The 18,197-nt window shown below is 53.4% G+C and carries 17 protein-coding genes and 1 tRNA gene; 14 read left to right on the plus strand and 4 right to left on the minus strand.

All coding sequences use genetic code 11. From position 1 onward, the window contains the following. Positions 1–56 precede the first annotated feature (56 nt). A complete protein-coding gene (locus tag CYQ09_RS02255; RefSeq protein WP_106744533.1) occupies positions 57–1,043 on the minus strand; it encodes a hypothetical protein in 987 nt (328 codons plus the stop codon). Positions 1,044–1,423: 380 nt separating this feature from the next. On the opposite strand from CYQ09_RS02255, the gene CYQ09_RS02260 reads away from it, so the two are divergent. The 7 genes from CYQ09_RS02260 (at position 1,424) to CYQ09_RS02290 (ending at position 8,568) form a co-directional block, all read left to right on the plus strand. Further along, positions 1,424–2,731 (plus strand): ABC transporter substrate-binding protein, encoded by a 1,308-nt coding sequence (locus CYQ09_RS02260; protein WP_106743838.1) that lies wholly within the window; start codon positions 1,424–1,426, stop codon positions 2,729–2,731. Between the two features lie 68 nt (positions 2,732–2,799). Next, complete coding sequence (locus tag CYQ09_RS02265) at positions 2,800–3,660, plus strand: carbohydrate ABC transporter permease (protein WP_106743839.1); 861 nt, start codon at positions 2,800–2,802, stop codon at positions 3,658–3,660. A gap of 2 nt (positions 3,661–3,662) precedes the next feature. After that, positions 3,663–4,493 carry a carbohydrate ABC transporter permease gene (locus tag CYQ09_RS02270; protein ID WP_106743840.1) on the plus strand — a complete coding sequence of 277 codons (831 nt, stop codon included), beginning with the start codon at positions 3,663–3,665 and terminating at the stop codon, positions 4,491–4,493. Then, positions 4,493–5,254: an SDR family oxidoreductase gene (locus CYQ09_RS02275; RefSeq protein ID WP_106743841.1), complete on the plus strand. Its 762-nt coding sequence runs from the start codon at positions 4,493–4,495 to the stop codon at positions 5,252–5,254. Before CYQ09_RS02270 ends, CYQ09_RS02275 begins: the two co-directional genes overlap by 1 nt. 4 nt (positions 5,255–5,258) lie before the next feature. Beyond that, a complete protein-coding gene (locus CYQ09_RS02280; protein ID WP_106743842.1) occupies positions 5,259–6,149 on the plus strand; it encodes a helix-turn-helix domain-containing protein in 891 nt (296 codons plus the stop codon). After that, positions 6,149–7,561 carry a mannitol dehydrogenase family protein gene (locus tag CYQ09_RS02285; RefSeq protein WP_106743843.1) on the plus strand — a complete coding sequence of 471 codons (1,413 nt, stop codon included), beginning with the start codon at positions 6,149–6,151 and terminating at the stop codon, positions 7,559–7,561. The genes CYQ09_RS02280 and CYQ09_RS02285 overlap by 1 nt, the downstream gene beginning before the upstream one ends. Continuing rightward, the gene (locus CYQ09_RS02290; protein WP_106743844.1) at positions 7,549–8,568 is read left to right on the plus strand and encodes an ABC transporter ATP-binding protein; all 1,020 of its coding nucleotides are present in this window, start codon (positions 7,549–7,551) and stop codon (positions 8,566–8,568) included. The genes CYQ09_RS02285 and CYQ09_RS02290 overlap by 13 nt, the downstream gene beginning before the upstream one ends. A gap of 51 nt (positions 8,569–8,619) precedes the next feature. Here the strand turns inward: CYQ09_RS02290 and lipB are convergent, their stop codons facing one another. After that, positions 8,620–9,291, minus strand: coding sequence for a lipoyl(octanoyl) transferase LipB (lipB, locus tag CYQ09_RS02295; RefSeq protein ID WP_275425358.1), 672 nt, complete (start codon positions 9,289–9,291; stop codon positions 8,620–8,622). 123 nt (positions 9,292–9,414) lie between these two features. Between lipB and CYQ09_RS02300 the strand changes: the two genes are divergently transcribed. Both CYQ09_RS02300 and murD read left to right on the plus strand, forming a co-directional pair. Beyond that, a tRNA-Leu gene (locus CYQ09_RS02300) sits at positions 9,415–9,501 on the plus strand. A 120-nt stretch (positions 9,502–9,621) separates the two neighbouring features. Next, positions 9,622–11,019, plus strand: a complete 1,398-nt coding sequence (gene murD / locus CYQ09_RS02305; protein ID WP_106744534.1) for a UDP-N-acetylmuramoyl-L-alanine--D-glutamate ligase — start codon at positions 9,622–9,624, stop codon at positions 11,017–11,019. A 238-nt stretch (positions 11,020–11,257) separates the two neighbouring features. Here the strand turns inward: murD and CYQ09_RS02310 are convergent, their stop codons facing one another. Then, complete coding sequence (locus tag CYQ09_RS02310; RefSeq protein WP_106743846.1) at positions 11,258–11,875, minus strand: imm11 family protein; 618 nt, start codon at positions 11,873–11,875, stop codon at positions 11,258–11,260. A 33-nt stretch (positions 11,876–11,908) separates the two neighbouring features. After that, a complete protein-coding gene (locus tag CYQ09_RS02315; RefSeq protein ID WP_106744535.1) occupies positions 11,909–13,096 on the minus strand; it encodes an NAD(P)/FAD-dependent oxidoreductase in 1,188 nt (395 codons plus the stop codon). Between the two features lie 177 nt (positions 13,097–13,273). Here CYQ09_RS02315 and ftsW point away from each other — a divergent pair, with 177 nt between their 5' ends. Genes ftsW through murB form a run of 5 tightly spaced genes read left to right on the plus strand, consistent with a single transcriptional unit; the run spans position 13,274 to position 18,194 of the window. Next, complete coding sequence (ftsW, locus tag CYQ09_RS02320; RefSeq protein ID WP_106743847.1) at positions 13,274–14,443, plus strand: putative lipid II flippase FtsW; 1,170 nt, start codon at positions 13,274–13,276, stop codon at positions 14,441–14,443. After that, positions 14,440–15,537 (plus strand): UDP-N-acetylglucosamine--N-acetylmuramyl-(pentapeptide) pyrophosphoryl-undecaprenol N-acetylglucosamine transferase, encoded by a 1,098-nt coding sequence (locus CYQ09_RS02325; RefSeq protein ID WP_106743848.1) that lies wholly within the window; start codon positions 14,440–14,442, stop codon positions 15,535–15,537. Before ftsW ends, CYQ09_RS02325 begins: the two co-directional genes overlap by 4 nt. Before the next feature lie 15 nt (positions 15,538–15,552). Then, positions 15,553–16,953, plus strand: coding sequence for a UDP-N-acetylmuramate--L-alanine ligase (murC, locus tag CYQ09_RS02330; RefSeq protein WP_106743849.1), 1,401 nt, complete (start codon positions 15,553–15,555; stop codon positions 16,951–16,953). After that, positions 16,953–17,198: a DUF2484 family protein gene (locus tag CYQ09_RS02335; protein WP_106743850.1), complete on the plus strand. Its 246-nt coding sequence runs from the start codon at positions 16,953–16,955 to the stop codon at positions 17,196–17,198. Before murC ends, CYQ09_RS02335 begins: the two co-directional genes overlap by 1 nt. 57 nt (positions 17,199–17,255) lie before the next feature. Next, positions 17,256–18,194 (plus strand): UDP-N-acetylmuramate dehydrogenase, encoded by a 939-nt coding sequence (murB, locus tag CYQ09_RS02340; protein WP_106743851.1) that lies wholly within the window; start codon positions 17,256–17,258, stop codon positions 18,192–18,194. Positions 18,195–18,197 lie beyond the last annotated feature (3 nt).

Consider the following 18,197-nt stretch of genomic DNA (forward strand, 5'->3'; position numbering starts at 1 on the left):
TTGGTCATGTCTTTCGCAATGTTCTGATTATAATTCGATTTTCGTAAGCAGGAACATTAGCGCATCCAGAATCCAGCGGATTTTATCTTGTTGCGAAGTGATTTTTCGAACCGAGGCAAGTTGCTTTGATCAAACATCGCTCGTACTTTTTGTCCGCGTCCTTGATAGATCATGCGTTTGAACGGGTCGTATTGTTTTAACAGCTTTTTGACTTTGTTCGGGGCCGCGATCGTTTCTAAAGCCGTGATCGCGGCATCGCTTTCGCGGGCGTAGAATAGTGGTAGCACCCGGTAGTGGCAGGTAATGTCTCCGTCGAGCCCGTCAAGTTCTGGGCCGGGGCGGCCGCCGCCGAAGGAATGGATAACAAGCGGCAGTACAATTTGGTCCAGCCACGGGTCTAGCGGCTGGATGACCAGTTCTGCAGGTGGGTTGATGCGGATTGATCTCGCGTATTCGGTAAATCGTTCACCAAAGGCGACCGGATCGGCCCCAAAGAACCAGCCTGCGTTGAAGTACAAATATCGTTCCCAATATTCATCGGGTTGGGACATATCGAGGCTGCTTTCAAAATCCAAACCAAAGCGGTCATACAGTGATTTCCAAATGGCTGTATATCCGGGCCAATACAGTTCTTCGACGGGCCAAGTGCCTTCGCGTTGCATCGATGCCGCGGGCCGATCAAAGTTAAAGGGCAGGGCGCAAATGTCGCCCGTGATGATCGTGTCGGTGTCGAAGAAGATGAAGGGTTCGCCTTCGGGCATCGCCTTGAGTGCTTCGATCTTGTTGCCGTAGGGATATGACGTACCAAAGTGATCTGACGAGAAGGGCAGGATCTCTGCATCAAGCGCAACGAGCGCTTCTTTTAGATTGTTAGGCATGCGCGGATCACCATCCCAGCGAGGGCCGGGTTGTGGTTCGGCAACAAAAAGTTTTCCCTGAAAGTTAGGTGAAAAATGTCGCAGGGAGGCGGCGAATAGGATTGCCTCGTATGCAAGCCGGCCAGACTGGCCGATGATGACGATATTGAAGTTTTGATTCGGCATCATTGATAATCCAGTCGCAGTTTCGGCACGCAATAAGTCCTATACTGTTGTCTGCTCGTCACGCAACTAAATGCCGGTGGCTGGCGTTATACCCTTGGTTGAATTGCTGTAATTTAAATCAACCCAAATGTATGAATTCTATCATCTAAGATTCGCTTGAACGGTCACAATGTGCTATTCTGCGCCTGCGATCAAATGTACGAATATTATGCTGCAACTGCGAAGGTCATACTTTCCGTTCATAAAATTTCGATTTTTGCAGTATTTAGCGATGTTTTGTATATCAACTTGTTAAAAACGTATAGGATGAGATCGCAATCATCCGGCAGTCTTAGTGAACGCGTTGCCAAAGCAACCCGTCGACTTTTTGGGAGGAAAATATGAATACTCTTCGTAATACTGCGCTGGGGCTAACCCTGGGCGTAGCCGGTGCCTCTATGGCTTTTGCTGGCGAACTTACTATTGCGACTGTGAACAACGGTCACATGATTGAAATGCAGAAACTCACACCTGCATTCGAAGCTGCTAACCCTGGCGTTACCGTGAACTGGGTTACTTTGGACGAAGGCACACTGCGTAGCCGCGTCACAACAGACATCACCACAAAAGGTGGTCAGTTCGACGTTATGACAATCGGCATGTACGAAGCGCCGATCTGGGGTGAACGTGGCTGGCTGGAAGCGCTAGAATTTTCTGACGCTTACGACGTTGACGATCTGCTGCCAGCAATGCGCAACGGTCTAAGCCACGACGGCACGCTTTATGCTGCACCGTTCTACGGCGAATCTTCGATGATCATGTATCGCAAAGACCTGCTGGACGCTGCTGGTATGGAAATGCCTGACAACCCAAGCTGGGGTCACATCCAAGACGCTGCTGCGGCAATGACTGACAAAGACAATGGCGTTTACGGCATCTGTCTACGCGGTAAGCCGGGTTGGGGCGATAACATGGCGTTCTTGTCCACAATGGCGAACTCTTTCGGCGCACAGTGGTTCAACGAAGATTGGACACCTGCACTGGATAGCCCAGCATGGAACCACGCTGTAAACTTCTACGTTGACCTGCTCAACAACTACGGCCCTCCAGGTTCTTCTGGTAACTCGTTCAACGAAATCCTTGCCCTGATCAACGAAGGCAAATGCGGCATGTGGATCGATGCGACTATCGCAGCGTCCTTCGTGTCCAACCCTGAGCAGTCTCAGGTTGCTGACGTGATCGCATTCGCACAGTCGCCACAAGCGGTGACAACACGCGGTGCGAACTGGCTGTGGGCATGGGCATTGGCTGTACCAGCAGGTACGAACCAAGCTGAAGACGCACAGAAGTTCATCGAATGGGCGACTTCAAAAGAGTACATCGAGCTGGTTGCTGAAACCAACGGTTGGGGTGCTGTTCCAACAGGCACACGTCAGTCAACATACGACAATCCGAACTTCACAGACGCTGCTGTCTTCGCAGAAGCTGAACTGAAGGCGATCCTGTCGGCTGACCCTGAGAACTCTACACAGAACCCATCACCTTACACAGGCGTACAGTTCGCTGCGATCCCAGAATTCCAAGCAATTGGTACCGCTGTTGGTCAGCAAATGACTGCTGCACTGGCTGGTGACATCACCGTAGAGGAAGCTCTTGAAGCTGCTCAAGAAGCTGCCGACCGCGAAATGCGCAAGGCTGGCTACTACTAAATTCCTCCCGATTGGGGGCGGCGCATCTTGCCGCCCCCAATTTTTTTCGATCAGCAGGAAATCCGGTCATGAACCCCACCCTTGTTAGATGGCTCCAAGCGCCAAGTATCATCGTCCTGTTTCTGTGGATGATCGTACCGCTCTCGATGACAGTCTATTTTTCGACAATTCGCTACAACCTGCTCTACCCAGAGCGCACTGGTTTTATTGGTCTTCAGAACTACGAGTTCTTTTGGACTGACCCGTCTTTCTTTCCGGCGCTGCTGAACACGTTGGTCCTTGTTGGATCAATCCTTGTGATTACAGTCGTCGTTGGTTTGGCAGTGTCCCTTTTGATCGACCGCCCATTCAAGGGGCGCGGCATCGTCCGGGTTATGCTGATTTCACCATTCTTTATCATGCCAACTGTTTCTGCGCTGATCTGGAAGAACATGCTTATGGATCCTAACAACGGGCTGTTCGCGTTCTTTGCCAACGTCATTGGCGCGACACCAGTTGAATGGCTGCAAGATATGCCACTGGCGTCGATCATCGTGATGGTCAGCTGGCAGTGGACCCCGTTTGCGATCCTGATCTTCATGACCTCGCTGCAGTCGCAAGACCAAGAACAAAAAGAAGCCGCCACTTTGGATGGCGCTGGTTTCTGGTCGCAGTTCTATAACCTGACCTTACCACATCTGGCGCGTCCGATCTCAATCGTGATCCTGATCCAATTGATCTTTCACCTTGCGATTTTCGCTGAGATCTTTGTCACAACAAGTGGCGGACCCGGTGTGCAATCTACGAACCTGACCTACCTGATCTACATCCAATCCCAGCAAGCGTTTGATGTGGGCGTGGCCTCTGCCGGTGGTGTCTTTGCAATTATCCTCGCCAATATCGTTGCGATCTTCTTGATCCGTGCGGTTGGCAAAACGCTGACGGTGTAAACATGACTGATAAACAACGCGAGCACCTAAAGAACCGTATTGCTGTCGTCTTCGCATGGATCGTTGCCTGTATCTTTTTCTTTCCGATCTTTTGGATGGTTCTGACCAGCTTTAAGACCGAAGCACAGGCAATTGCGATCCCGCCGCAGCTATTCTTTGAACCAACGCTAGAAAACTATACCGAAATTCAGTCGCGCACGAACTATAGCAAGTTTGCGATCAACTCGGTTATCACCGCATTCGGCGGCACGCTATTGGCTCTGCTGATTGCAATTCCGTCGGCTTATGCGATGGCGTTTAACACGGGCCGTTGGACCAAAGACATTCTGATGTGGATGCTATCGACTAAGATGTTGCCTGCCGTTGGTGTGTTGATGCCGATCTACTTTTTGGCGCAAAAGACAGGGCTTTATGACACCAAGGGGCTGCTGGTCATTATCTATGCGCTCATGAACCTGCCTATCGTGATGTTGATCCTGTTCAACTATTTTCGCGAAATCCCCAAGGAAATCCTTGAGGCATCCCGCATGGACGGCACATCAACCTATAACGAAATCCGCCAGATTGTGATGCCTTTGGCATGGGGTGGGATTGCGTCAACTGCGTTGCTGTCGATCATCCTTTGCTGGAACGAGGCATTCTGGTCGATCGTTTTGACAACAACAGACGCGACCACGCTGACATCATTTGTTGCATCATTCCAAGCACCTGAAGGTCTGTTCTGGGCCAAAGTATCAGCTGTTTCGACGCTCGCTTGTGCACCCATCGTGGTCTTTGGCTGGCTTGCGCAAAAGCAACTGGTGCAAGGTCTGACATTCGGGGCGGTGAAGTAATGGCCCTGAATCCTGCCCCTGTTGATCTGACTGGCAAGGTCTGTTTGGTGACTGGCGCTTGCGGTGGCATCGGTGCCGCTGCAGTCGCCCACTTTGCAGCGCTTGGCGCGACAGTTTACGCAACTGATGTGGCCGACAGCTTTGACGGTCCGGCGACGTACAAGCAGTTTGATTTGCTATCTGACGATGGTCTGGCCGCTGCATTGGAATGGATCAAATCCATTTCACCTGACGTGTTGTTCAACAACGCGGCAATCTTTGACATGGGCGATGTGTTGACCGCTGATCTTGCGCAATACGATCGATTGTTTGGGGTCAACGTCCGTGCGTTCTATGCCGTTATGCAGGCAACAGCACAGGCGATGGTAACCGCAGATAAACCCGGATCTATCATCAACTTGTCCAGCCAAGCAGGGCACCGCGGCGAAGCCTTGGTTGCGCATTATTGCGCCACCAAAGCGGCTGTTATCAGTTATACGCAATCTGCGGCGTTAGCTTTGGCACCACATAAAATCCGTGTGAACGCGATATCCCCGGGTGTGATAGACACACCGATGTGGAAACATGTTGATAGCCTATTCGCAAAGTTCGAAGGCAAAGAGCCCGGACAGAAAAAACGCGAAGTCGGCGAGGCCGTTCCACTTGGCTATATGGGGTCACCAGACGACGTGGCCCGCGTGGCGGTTTTCCTTGCATCGGAACAATCATCCTACCTGACCGCACAGACCATCGGCGTCGATGGCGGCAATGTTCTGAGGTAGCGCGATGTCGATTATCCAACCCGAGCTAGAGGTCCTAGAAAGCAGTCCCGACAGTCTGCGCTATTTAGAACATGGCTGGCCTGATCCATTATGCCGCTGGCATTCGCATAAGGAATGCGAATTGCACCTGATCGTGGCAACCAATGGGCGTAGCTATGTTGGTGACTACATTGGTGACTTTGCACCGGGTGATTTATTCCTGATCGGGCCACATCTACCGCATAACTGGATCACAGACGAAGTCTGGACTGAACCTGTGGCGCAACGCGATATGGTGATTCAGTTTGATCACGAAAAAGTCGATGGGCTGGTACAATGGTTTCCGGAGTTTGAGCCGTCTCAAAACCTCATCAAACGCTCTCAGTGTGGGATAAAATTCAACGGCTATCCGTTAGACGATGCGATGGCGCGGCTTGCATCATTGCGTGATGGTACCGGCCCAAATCGTATTTTGGAGTTTCTCGACTTTCTTACGATATTGGCCGATCATGCGGATTCCGAAACCATGTCAATCCAGAAGATTGATCATGCAAAGCGCAGCAAGCAGCAGATCAAGATTTGCGATGTGGTTGATCATATCGTTCAAAATTTCTCTGACGAAGTATCTGTTGAAAGCGCGGCCAATATGGCTGGCATGACCGAGGCAACATTCCGTCGGAATTTTCAAGCTACTACAGGGCATAGGTTTGTTGAATTTGTGAACGGGGTGCGGATCGGTCAGGCCTGCGGGATGCTTTATGCAACTGACGAACAAGTGGCCGCGATCTGTTACCAAGTTGGGTTCCAGAACCTTGCAAACTTTAACCGGCACTTTCTGAAGATGAAGGGCATGACGCCGTCTGCCTATCGGGACAAAGCCCGAAAAGATTTGATCCCTACAAAGGAAACCGCGTGATGACTCAATCCGCTAAGGCCAATATCTTTGAGACGACATACGACCGTACGAACTGCGCGGTTGGTGTTGTGCATCTGGGATTTGGCGCCTTCCACCGCGCACACCAAGCCCAGTACATTGATGACTATATGCAAGAAACGGGCGATCTTGCCTGGGGCATTGCTGCCGTAAACCTGCGCGCACCAGAGGCCGACGCATTTGCGCAATGCGCGACTTGGGAAAATGGCTACCTGCTGAAATCGACAACGCCAGAAGGTGTGGTTTCGCTACGTCGGGTCCGCAGCCATGTGGGTTTTGCCGATTGGTCAAAAGATGCGTCAGGCGCCGAAGCGCTGTTAGAGCAGCCAAGCGTACACATGGTGAGCATCACGGTCACCGAAAGCGGCTATTATACGGACCCGAAAGGTGCATTGGACGCGAATGACCCGACCATCAAGGCCGAGGTTTCGGGCGGGGCACAGACAACAGTCTATGCCTATCTGCAGGCCGCACTTTTGCGTCGGATGGCCGCTGGCGGTCAGCCGATTACAATTTGTTGCTGCGATAACATCCGCCAAAACGGCAAAATGCTGAAAGCAAACTTTGCGGCATATCTGGGGCTGACTGGGCAGGGTGATTTGGTCGCTTGGGTCGCGGAAAACGTCACTTTCCCTTGCTCAATGGTTGACAGGATCACTCCGCGTTCGACAGATGCGTTAACGACCGAGCTATCTGAAATAACCGGCGAAGCCGTTGTGCAACCCATAGCAGCCGAAGCATTCGTTCAGTGGGTTCTGCAGGACAATTTTGCAGGTCCCATGCCTGCGTTGGACAAGGTCGATGTCACGGTCACGAGTAATGTTGATCCTTACGAAGAAACCAAAATCCGGGTCCTGAACGGCGGGCATACTTGCCTGACGTATCTTGGGGCGTTGCACGGGATCGAAACCTTTGATCAGGCGATGCGTGTTCCAGAACTGTTCGATCATTTCTGGAATTACGAAACCCAAGAGGTGCTGCCCGCGCTAACGATCGAGCTACCTTTTTCGAAAGAGGCGTATCTTGATGATATCGCGGCACGGTTTAAGAACGAAGCCATTGCCGACACTGTCGCCCGTATCTGCGCTGACGGTGTCGCAAAGTTTCCGATCTTTATTCGCCCAACGCTAGAAGGGTGCCTCAAGCAAGGTATCATGCCACATCACGGTATTCGCAGCATCGCGAGCTGGTACGTGTTTTCGCAACACGTTGCAGCTGGCCGCATCCCTTTTGATTATCTCGAACCAAGCTGGGATGCCCTAAAGGCCATGCTTGGCGCCGATGATTTTGTAACCTCTCAGCAGCTTTGGGGTGATCTTCCCACAGCCTTCCCAGAATTCGCCGACACATTGCGTGCGGCCATTAAAGACATGGAGCAATCATGGCCAGTTTGACAATTCGCGACGTACGCAAATCTTATGGTCCAGTGCAGGTAATGCACGGGATCGACCTTGATATCGAAGACGGCGAATTCGTCGTGTTTGTTGGCCCGTCAGGTTGCGGTAAATCTACGCTGTTGCGGATGATTGCCGGTCTAGAAGATATCACCAGCGGGACGGTCGCAATCGACGATAACGTCGTGAACGAGGTTGCGCCATCCAAGCGCGAAGTCGCAATGGTGTTCCAGACATATGCGCTTTATCCGCATATGACCGTGTATAAAAACATGGCGTTTGGTCTGCAGCAAATCAAAACACCGGAAGACGAAATTGATCGCCGCGTGAAAGCCGCAGCCGAAGTTCTGCAAATCACTGATTATCTGGACCGCAGCCCACGCAACCTGTCGGGTGGTCAGCGTCAGCGTGTGGCCATTGGCCGTGCGATTGTCCGGGATCCTAAGGTGTTTTTGTTCGACGAGCCACTGTCCAACCTTGACGCTGCGCTGCGCGTGCAGACCCGGTTTGAAATTTCAAAACTACATGAACGCCTTGGGTCGACAATGATCTATGTGACTCACGATCAGGTCGAAGCGATGACACTTGCCGATAAGATCGTCGTGTTGCGCGATGGGCGGGTTGAACAAGTTGGGTCGCCAACGGACCTATATGATCGTCCTGACAATATGTTTGTCGCGCAATTCATCGGTAGCCCAAAGATGAACTTCTTTGTCCCTGCCGAGCTGGACGCAGGACTAGGCGTGCAGGTTGATGCGGGGCAGGTTCTAGGTATCCGTCCCGAGCATCTGATGCCCGCTGCAGAAGGTGAGGGATGGCTGTCTGGCACCGTCGATCTGGTTGAAAATCTAGGCGAATACGTTCTTGTTCACTTGACCACGCGCGAAGGAAATTCCTTTGTCGCAAAGATGGAACGCACTGCGATCAAAAGCGGCACAACGCTGTCGTTCAAAGCAGACCCAGCGATGACACATCGTTTTGACGAAGCGTCAGGCGCGCGGATTTAAGTATTAACTGCACCGCCCTGCGTTTTGCGGGGCGGTGGGTTAAAACCCACCCTACATTGTCCGATCAAATGTCTGACGTAATGCGACATCTAGATCATTCATCGTGACCGGCAGTCCAAGATCGACAAGGCTGGTCACGCCATGATCCGTGATCCCGCAGGGTACGATCCCTTCAAAGTGGCTTAGGTCTGGATCGACATTGATTGACATCCCGTGAAACGACACCCATTTGCGCAAGCGAATACCAAGGGCCGCAATTTTGTCTTCGGCGGGGTTTCCGTCTGCGTGCAGGGGCTTTTCTGGGCGCTGCACCCAGACACCCACCCGGCCTTCACGAATTTCGCCTTTGACGTTGAATGTATCTAGCGTCGCAATCACCCAAGTCTCGAGGTCTTTGACGAACTGTCGCACGTCACGTCCACGCTTTGCGACATCAAGCATAACATATGCAACGCGCTGACCTGGGCCGTGATAGGTATACTCGCCACCGCGGCGGGCTTCGAACACTGGGAAACGGTCTGGATCGATAAGGTCAGCTGATTTGGCAGATGTACCTGCCGTGTAAAGCGGGGGGTGCTCAAGTAGCCAAATGCAGTCTTCGGCCTCACCACGCGAAATCGCATCAACACGGGCTTCCATAAAGCGCAGGGCCTCGGCGTAGTCGGTTAGCCCGTCTGATATGATCCATTCAACCATGGTGTCGTGTCTCCTGTTGGTTTTGATATGGCCGTGTGCGGGTGAAATGTCACCCCTGTTCGCGCCAAGATGCGCTGGTTGTGCATTGAGTGCGTTTTGCCTCTTGGCAAGCCGGGACCGCTGCACTAGAAGCGCGGCAGCTAATGACTTGCGGTCGTGGCGGAATTGGTAGACGCGCAGCGTTGAGGTCGCTGTGAGGTAACACTCGTGGGGGTTCGAGTCCCCCCGACCGCACCATTTGGGTATGTCTTGGCCTTTTCTAAACTTTGAAGTGTTGATGGTGCTCTTCCGAGACGGTCTCTTGCGCCTGTGGTGCTGATCGGGGCAATGTCTGCGCAAATACGCAGTGAGGCAAAGATGATTCCAGTTCAGGGCTATGTAGGTCAGACAGTCGCCGTTTTGGGACTTGGCCGTTCGGGTCGTGCCACGGCTGCCGCACTTATTGAAGGTGGTGCTGATGTTGTTGTTTGGGACGACAGTGTGCCCGCGCGCGAGGCGGCAGAAGCGGATGGTTTGACGGTCCGTGACCTGAGCAAGCAAGGTGCATTTGATGGCGTTTCCAAACTGATCGTCAGCCCCGGAATCCCACATCTTTACCCGCACCCGAATCCTGTGATTGCCGCGGCTTGGGATGCCACGGTGCCCGTGGACAACGATATAGGGCTGTTTTTCCAATCTTTCGCGACAGATGCTTGGAACAGTTTTGATGTGGCGCCACGCGTCGTTGCGGTTACCGGATCAAATGGGAAATCTACGACCTCTGCGCTTATCCATCATATCCTGATCGAAAACGGTCGCCCGGCGCAGTTGGCTGGGAATATTGGGCGTGGGGTCTTGGATATTGAACCGGCACATGATGGTGAGGTTATCGTTCTTGAGCTGTCCTCCTACCAAACTGATCTGGCGCGTGCGCTGACCCCTGACATTGCTGTCTTTACCAATCTGTCGCCCGACCACTTGGACCGCCATGCAGGGCTTGGCGGGTATTTTGCGGCCAAGCGTCGCCTGTTCGCAGAGGGTGGTCCTGATCGGGCTATTATTGGCGTTGATGAGGCCGAAGGTCGCTACCTTGCCAATCAGTTGATCGAAGGGGCAGGGGATGATCGCGTGATCCAGATATCAACGGGTCGCAAGTTGACCGACGGTTGGGCGGTGTCCGCGCGCAAGGGGTTCTTGTCTGAAATGCGCAAGGGGCGGCAGGTTGCGTCGATAGATCTGCGTAATGTTCCGGGACTGCCGGGCGCGCATAACCACCAAAACGCCTGCGCCGCCTATGCGGTTTGCCGTAGCCTAGGGCTTGGTCCCAAGGGGATTGAGGCCGCGATGCACAGCTACCCCGGTTTGCCGCACCGGTCGCAACTGGTTACTGAGCATAACGGCGTGCGCTATGTGAACGACAGCAAGGCGACCAACGTCGATAGCGCCGCTAAGGCATTGCAGGCGTTCACAAAGATCCGTTGGATATGTGGTGGGCTGCAAAAAGAAGGTGGTTTGGATACGCTGCTGCCGCATCTGCAAAACGTGGGCAAAGCCTATGTGATTGGTCGGGAAGCTGAAGAATTTGCACGCCAGTTAAGCGGAGCTGAGGCCGAGGTATGTGGTACTATGGAGGCCGCAGTTGCCCGTGCCGCTGCCGAAGCACAGCCGGGTGATGTCGTGTTGCTGGCCCCAGCCGCTGCATCGTTTGATCAGTATGATAGCTTTGAGAAACGGGGCGAGGATTTCATCGCCTGCGTGCAAGAGGCGACATCCTAAGGTTCACCTGAAATGCGACCTCACGCAACGTTCGGTGATGTTTCGTGGAGTGCGTGGCTCTCTGGTCGGCCATTGATCACGAAGCATGTGTTAATGCTCGTGTTTATTCATGTTTTGGCAGTCGGCGATGCGTCGGCCCGACGTCGGCTTTGCGTCGGGCATCTGGTCGGTTCGTCGCTGGGTTAACGATGCGCGCGATTGTAGGATAAATGGCTTTTCCTATCATACAGGTGCAGAGCTAGACTTGGTCGAATTTCTGGTACCCCATACCCAGAAAATTCTGTTCGGCCAACGCAGCAACTAATTCATCTGACATAAAGCGCCCGATCGTGTATTTGTCGTGCCACGCATGGCAGCTGCCTATTTTCTTTGTGGAAAATACCATTTTGTCATTGCCATCGTAATTTGGCATATAGTGTTCATCTTCACCGACAGCCGGAATACAGGCATCCTTCGCCAACGTGTCAAGGCGATTACAAATGTAGAAAAAATATCGCTTTGCGATCACTTTGCCCCCCTGCTCTATGTCAACAGGAAGAAATTGATGCACATCAGGTTCGAAGCGTTCTACGATTTGTTTGAACTTCTCTGTGACAAGTAATCCCTTGCCCCATGCCTCAAACACCTCATAAAATGGAAACTCTTCGTTACCTTTGCGGCGCAAGCGCGTAGGCATATGCGTCGTGTCGATAGGCCGGCCGCTCCACCCCATGCCAAAACTAACACCCCATCGGCCATCTTGGCTTGGGTCGATCAATTCGACTTTATCAAAGTCACCATCAACTGGAATAAGAACCTCGGTCAGGATGCCCACCAGTTTAGGGTCAGGCGCGCCTCCGGAAATATGATATACCATTTCTAAACTCCGTCTTCTTTTCTCTATACCGATTTATCCATTCGCGGTTGACTTGATTGCTTGACCGGCCGCCCAGCCTGATGACCATGCCCATTGGAAATTATACCCGCCTAGCCAGCCCGTGACGTCGACTGCTTCGCCGATGAAATACAGGCCGGGGACGGATTTTGCGCCCATCGTTTTTGACGACAGCGCGTCCGTGTCGATCCCACCGAGTGTGACTTCGGCGGTGCGGTAGCCTTCTGTGCCGGATGGCGTCAGGTCCCAGTGCGATAGTTGGTCTGCGATTTCTTGTAGTCGTGCGTCGCTTTGGTCGGCGATGTTACCGGATAACTGTAGGTCGGCCGTCAGAAAGTCGACCAGTCGTGCAGGCAGATATTGTGACATTACCGTGGTTAGGGCTTTGCGGCCTTGGGTTTGGCGCGCGGATTTCAATGTGTTGAAAAGGCCCGCTGCGGGATCAACGTTAACGGTGATCTGCTCGCCTTCATGCCAATAGGACGAGGCTTGCAGCACGGCGGGGCCCGACAGGCCGCGGTGGGTGAAAAGGATGGCTTCGTCAAAGCTGGTGTTATTGGCGCTAACGCGTGCGGGCAGGGCGACCCCGGCGAGCGGCTTGAACCGGTCTTCGCCAAAGGTGAAGGGCACCAGCCCGGGCCGTGTTTCGATAACAGGCACATCAAACTGCCCGGCGATTTGATAGGCAAGACCCGTCGCGCCCATCTTTGGGATGGATTTGCCGCCAGAGGCCACAACAAGGTTTTTCGCAGCAATCTGCGTGATGCGCCCGTCACGTGTTAGCTGTGCATGAAAATGTGTGCCATCATGACGAATGTTGTCGACCGACGTTTGCAGCCAAAGCTGTGCGCCTGACTTGTCCATCTCGGCACGCAGCATTGCGACGATATCTTTGGCGGTGTCGTCGCAGAATAGTTGCCCGAGTGTTTTTTCATGCCATGCGATCCGGTACTGATCGACCAGCGCGATAAAGTCCCATTGCGTATAGCGTTTGAGCGCAGATTTGCAGAAGTGCGGGTTCTGGCTGATGAAGTTCGCGGGGCTGGCGTGCATGTTGGTGAAGTTGCAGCGTCCTCCGCCCGAGATCCGAATTTTCTCGCCCGCTGCTTTGGCGTGATCCACAACAAGCGTATTTGGCCCGGCATGGGCCGCGCACATCATGCCAGCAGCACCGGCGCCGATGATCAAAGTATCTATGTTCATTGGGCTGATGTGCCGTGGAACGGCGGTGCATGCAAGCGCGATCAAATTTAGCTAAATTTGATCTTATGACTGTCACGCCTTTCGCTAGGGTAAATTTCTGTAGAATCGCACGTAAATGCTGGCTATGCTACCATCAGACCCGGAAAACGGGCGGTTGAGGCAGTAAGGTGGTGATCCATGACAGAGATGGTCTATGGTGCGGTCCCGGTGCGATCCGGTGACCCGGTTCTTCCCCGGTGGTGGCGGACAATCGACAAGTGGACTTTGTCGAGCATTCTGATCCTGTTTGGGATCGGCCTATTGTTAGGCTTGGCATCTTCTCCGCCATTGGCGGCGAAAAATGGGCTTGAACCGTTTCACTATGTGACTCGGCAGGCCATTTTTGGCGGCATGGCCGTGATCGTCATGTTTTCTGTCTCGATGATGTCTCCAACCCTTGTGCGCCGATTGGCAGTTTTGGGGTTCATAGCGGCATTTGCCGCGCTTGTTATGTTGCCTGTGTTTGGCACGGACTTTGGTAAAGGCGCGACCCGCTGGTATTCGCTGGGCTTTGCATCTGTTCAGCCGTCAGAGTTCTTGAAACCTGGATTTATCGTGATGGCCGCATGGATGCTGTCAGCGTCGCAGCAGTTGGGTGGCCCGCCGGGCAAAGCGTATTCATTTATTTTGACCGTGACGATCGTGCTGATCCTTGCGATGCAGCCTGATTTTGGTCAGGCTTGTCTGATCCTGTTTTCATGGGGTGTGATGTATTTTGTTGCTGGCGCCCCGATGATGTTGCTCTTGGTGCTTGCCGGTCTTGTCGTCTTGGGTGGGACCGTTGCCTATAGCAACTCTGAACACTTCGCGCGCCGTATTGATGGGTTTTTGTCGCCTGATTTGGACCCGACAACACAGCTTGGCTATGCGACTAATGCCATCCGCGAGGGCGGATTTTTTGGTGTTGGTGTGGGCGAGGGCCAAGTGAAATGGTCTTTGCCAGATGCGCATACCGATTTCATTATCGCGGTTGCTGCCGAAGAATACGGGCTGATCTGCGTCTTAGTTATTATCGCACTTTATAGCGTGATCGTTGTGCGGTCATTGCTGCGTTTGATGAAAGAACGTGATCCGTTCATTCGCCTTGCCGGGACAGGGCTTGCTTGCGTGTTTGGTGTGCAGGCGATGATCAACATGGGTGTTGCCGTGCGTCTGCTACCAGCTAAGGGAATGACACTGCCGTTCGTGTCATATGGCGGATCATCGCTGATTGCGGGGGGGATTACTGTTGGAATGCTACTTGCATTTACCCGCTCGCGCCCGCAGGGCAAGATGGAAGATATTTTGCTACGTAGGGCCAATAGATGACCGCACCACTTTTGATTATTGCTGCTGGCGGAACAGGTGGACATATGTTCCCGGCGCAGGCTTTGGCCGAGGCAATGTTAGCCAAAGGCTGGCGCGTCCGTCTTTCGACAGATGCGCGTGGCGCGCGCTACACCAATGGTTTTCCCGATGCGGTCGAAATAAGCGTTGTGGGTAGTGCTACTTTTGCGCGTGGTGGTATCCTGCAAAAGCTAGCGGTTCCATTTCGGATCGTCGGCGGTATCGCTGCCGCCAAGTGGAAGATGCTGTTTGATCGTCCTGCCGTTGTTGTTGGTTTCGGTGGTTATCCGGCCATCCCTGCGATGACTGCAGCATGGGCCTTGCGTATTCCGCGCATGATTCATGAACAAAACGGTGTGCTGGGGCGCGTGAACCAATTGTTTGCTAAACGTGTTGACAAGGTCGCTTGTGGGACTTGGCCGACGGCTTTGCCAAACGCGGTTGAGGGTGTCCACACAGGTAATCCAGTGCGGTCTGCGGTTCTTGAACGTGCGGCCGCGCCATATATTCCGCCGGGTGACTATCCGATGTCGGTTGTCGTGTTGGGGGGCAGCCAGGGTGCGCGCATTATGTCAGATATTGCACCGCCAGCGATTTCTGCTTTGCCAGAACACATTCGCCGCAACGTGCGCGTTAGCCATCAGGCGCGTGACGAAGATCTTGAACGCGTGACAAATTATTACGACGCAGAGCTGATCAATGCAGATGTTCAGACATTTTTTGCCGATGTGCCCGAACGTATGGCCGAAGCACAGCTGGTGATCTCGCGATCTGGTGCGTCCACCGTCGCGGATGTCAGCACCATTGGACGCCCAGCGATCTGGGTGCCACTTGCAAGCGCCATCCGTGATGAACAGACCGCGAATGCGCGTCAGTTGGTCGAAAACGATGCGGCAGTTATCATGACGGAAACAGAATTCGAGGTCGCGCAGCTGACTGCGATGCTTGAAAAACTGCTGACCGATGAAACTGGTATGATGAAAATGTCCCAAGCTGCCGTGCGTTGCAGCGTGCCAGATGCAACCGAGCGCCTTGTTGAACTTGTCGAAGAACTGGCCACATCGGCCCAAAAATAAGATGGAAATCAAGCGATGAACGCTGCTGCAACAAAATTGCCTTTGGACGTTGGCCCGATTCACTTTGTCGGGATTGGTGGCATTGGGATGTCAGGCATTGCCGAGGTGTTGATTAACCACGGGTACACCGTGCAAGGGTCAGACCTGAAGGCATCGAAAATCACTGACAGGCTCAAGTCGCTTGGCGCTACAGTTTTTGAAGGCCAGCGTGCCGAGAACCTTGAGGGCGCTGAGGTCATCGTGATCTCCTCCGCCATCAAGCCGGGTAACCCTGAACTGGACGCCGCCCGCGCCAAAGGTTTGCCAGTTGTGCGCCGTGCCGAGATGTTGGCCGAATTGATGCGGTTGAAATCGAATATCGCTGTTGCTGGGACACACGGTAAAACGACGACGACGACAATGGTTGCAGCATTGCTGGATGAAGGCGGTATTGATCCGACTGTTATCAACGGTGGGATCATCCACGCCTATGGTTCGAACGCCCGCATGGGGCAGGGCGAATGGATGGTGGTCGAAGCTGATGAAAGTGATGGCACATTCAACCGTTTGCCCGCGACCATCGCGATTGTAACAAACATAGACCCAGAACACATGGAGCACTGGGGTACCGAAGAAGCCCTGCACAAGGGGTTCTATGATTTTGTGTCGAATATCCCGTTCTACGGGTTGGCTGTTTGCTGCACGGACGATCCTGACGTGCAGGCGCTTGTTGGTAAGATTTCTGATCGTCGTGTCACAACCTTTGGGTTTAACGCCCAAGCTGATGTGCGTGCGATTAACCTGACCTATAAGGCGGGTGTCGCGCATTTTGACGTTGCCTTGCAGGACGAAGGCACGACCATTGACGGTTGTGAACTGCCAATGCCGGGTGATCACAACGTGTCAAACGCGCTGTCCGCTGTGGCTGTTGCCCGCCATTTGGGCATGAAGAAAGATGAAATTCGCGCTGCGTTGAAAGGGTTCAAAGGTGTCAACCGCCGCTTTACCCGCGTTGGCGAAGTGAACGGTGTCACCATCATTGACGACTATGGCCACCATCCGGTTGAGATTTCCGCCGTGCTCAAGGCGGCGCGCCAAGCAACGCAAGGGCGGGTAATTGCGGTTCACCAACCGCATCGCTTTAGCCGTTTGTCGCATCACTTTGACGAATTCTGCGCGTGTTTTAACGACGCTGACGTCGTCGGTATTTCTGATGTGTTTGCGGCAGGAGAGGACCCAATTCCCGGCGCAGGCCGTGATGATCTAGTGGCTGGTCTTGTGCGGCATGGGCATCGTGATGCTCGCAATGTCGTATCAGAAGACGACCTTGAACGTCTGGTCCGTGAACAAAGCAAGCCGGGCGACATGGTTGTTTGCCTTGGGGCAGGGACCATTAGTGCGTGGGCGAACCGGTTGCCTGAAAGGCTGGCTAAGTAATGACGGCTTCGCTTTGGTTCGGGTGTTTGTGGATCGTTCTAGCGTTTGTGTTGCAATCGATCCCATCCAGTGACAACCACTGGCGCAGAGCATATGTTCTGATCGCACTTGGTATTCCCTTGCTGATTTGGATCGTGGTTCAAAATGGCGCAATGGTTGGTACGGTTTTTGCAATTGCTCAGGGCTCTGTTTTGCGCTGGCCTATCTATTATTCGTACAAATGGGTGCGTCATAAGTTTGACTAGAGATGTCGGTGTCGAAATTTGGCGATTGTCGGTCTAACTGGCTATGAAAGGAACGGGATGGTCGATTTCCCTGACGTGCGCGGCACATTAACGAAAAAACGTTCGATGGCGGAATTGACGTGGATGCGCGTTGGCGGGCCGGCCGACATGTTGTTTCAACCTGCCGATGTGGATGATCTGCGCGAGTTTTTAGCAGCACTGCCTGCCGATCTGCCCGTTTTCCCGATGGGAGTAGGGAGTAACCTTATCGTGCGCGATGGCGGTATCGGCGGCGTGGTGATCCGGCTAGGGCGCGGGTTTAACGCGATTGATACGTCTGGCGAACATGTCGTTGCGGGGGCCGCTGCTTTGGACGCGCATGTGGCGCGCAAATCTGCGGATGCTGGGCGTGATCTGACGTTTTTGCGGACTATTCCGGGCACGATTGGCGGCGCTGTTTGCATGAACGCAGGGTGTTATGGGGATTATGTTGCAGATGTTCTTGTGTCGGTCACGGTGGTTACACGTGCCGGAGAACTGGTCGAACTTGCGGCGGATGAGCTGCAATTCGCCTATCGTCAAAGTAGGCTTCCTAAGGGGGCGATTGTTGTCAGCGCGTGTTTTGAGGCGCCACAGGGTGATCCTGCCGCACTGGTCCAGCGCATGACTAAACAGTTGGCAAAACGGGATGAAACCCAACCCACCAAAGACCGCACAGCAGGGTCAACGTTTCGTAATCCTGCTGGTTTTTCGTCTACGGGACGTGCCGATGATGTGCATGACTTAAAGGCGTGGAAGGTGATTGATAATGCTGGCATGCGTGGCGCGACCCTTGGCGGGGCTGTGATGAATGAAAAACATTCGAACTTTTTAACCAACGCGGGCGGCGCCACTGCCGCCGATCTTGAAGATTTGGGCGAACGCGTGCGGAAAAAGGTTTACGATTCGCAAGGTATTACGCTAGAATGGGAAATTATGCGGGTTGGCGAACGCTTGATCGACAGCGGCGCAGAATAATAG

It is taken from the genome of Yoonia maritima (assembly GCF_002933395.1).
Taxonomy (GTDB): Bacteria; Pseudomonadota; Alphaproteobacteria; order Rhodobacterales; family Rhodobacteraceae; genus Yoonia; species Yoonia maritima_A.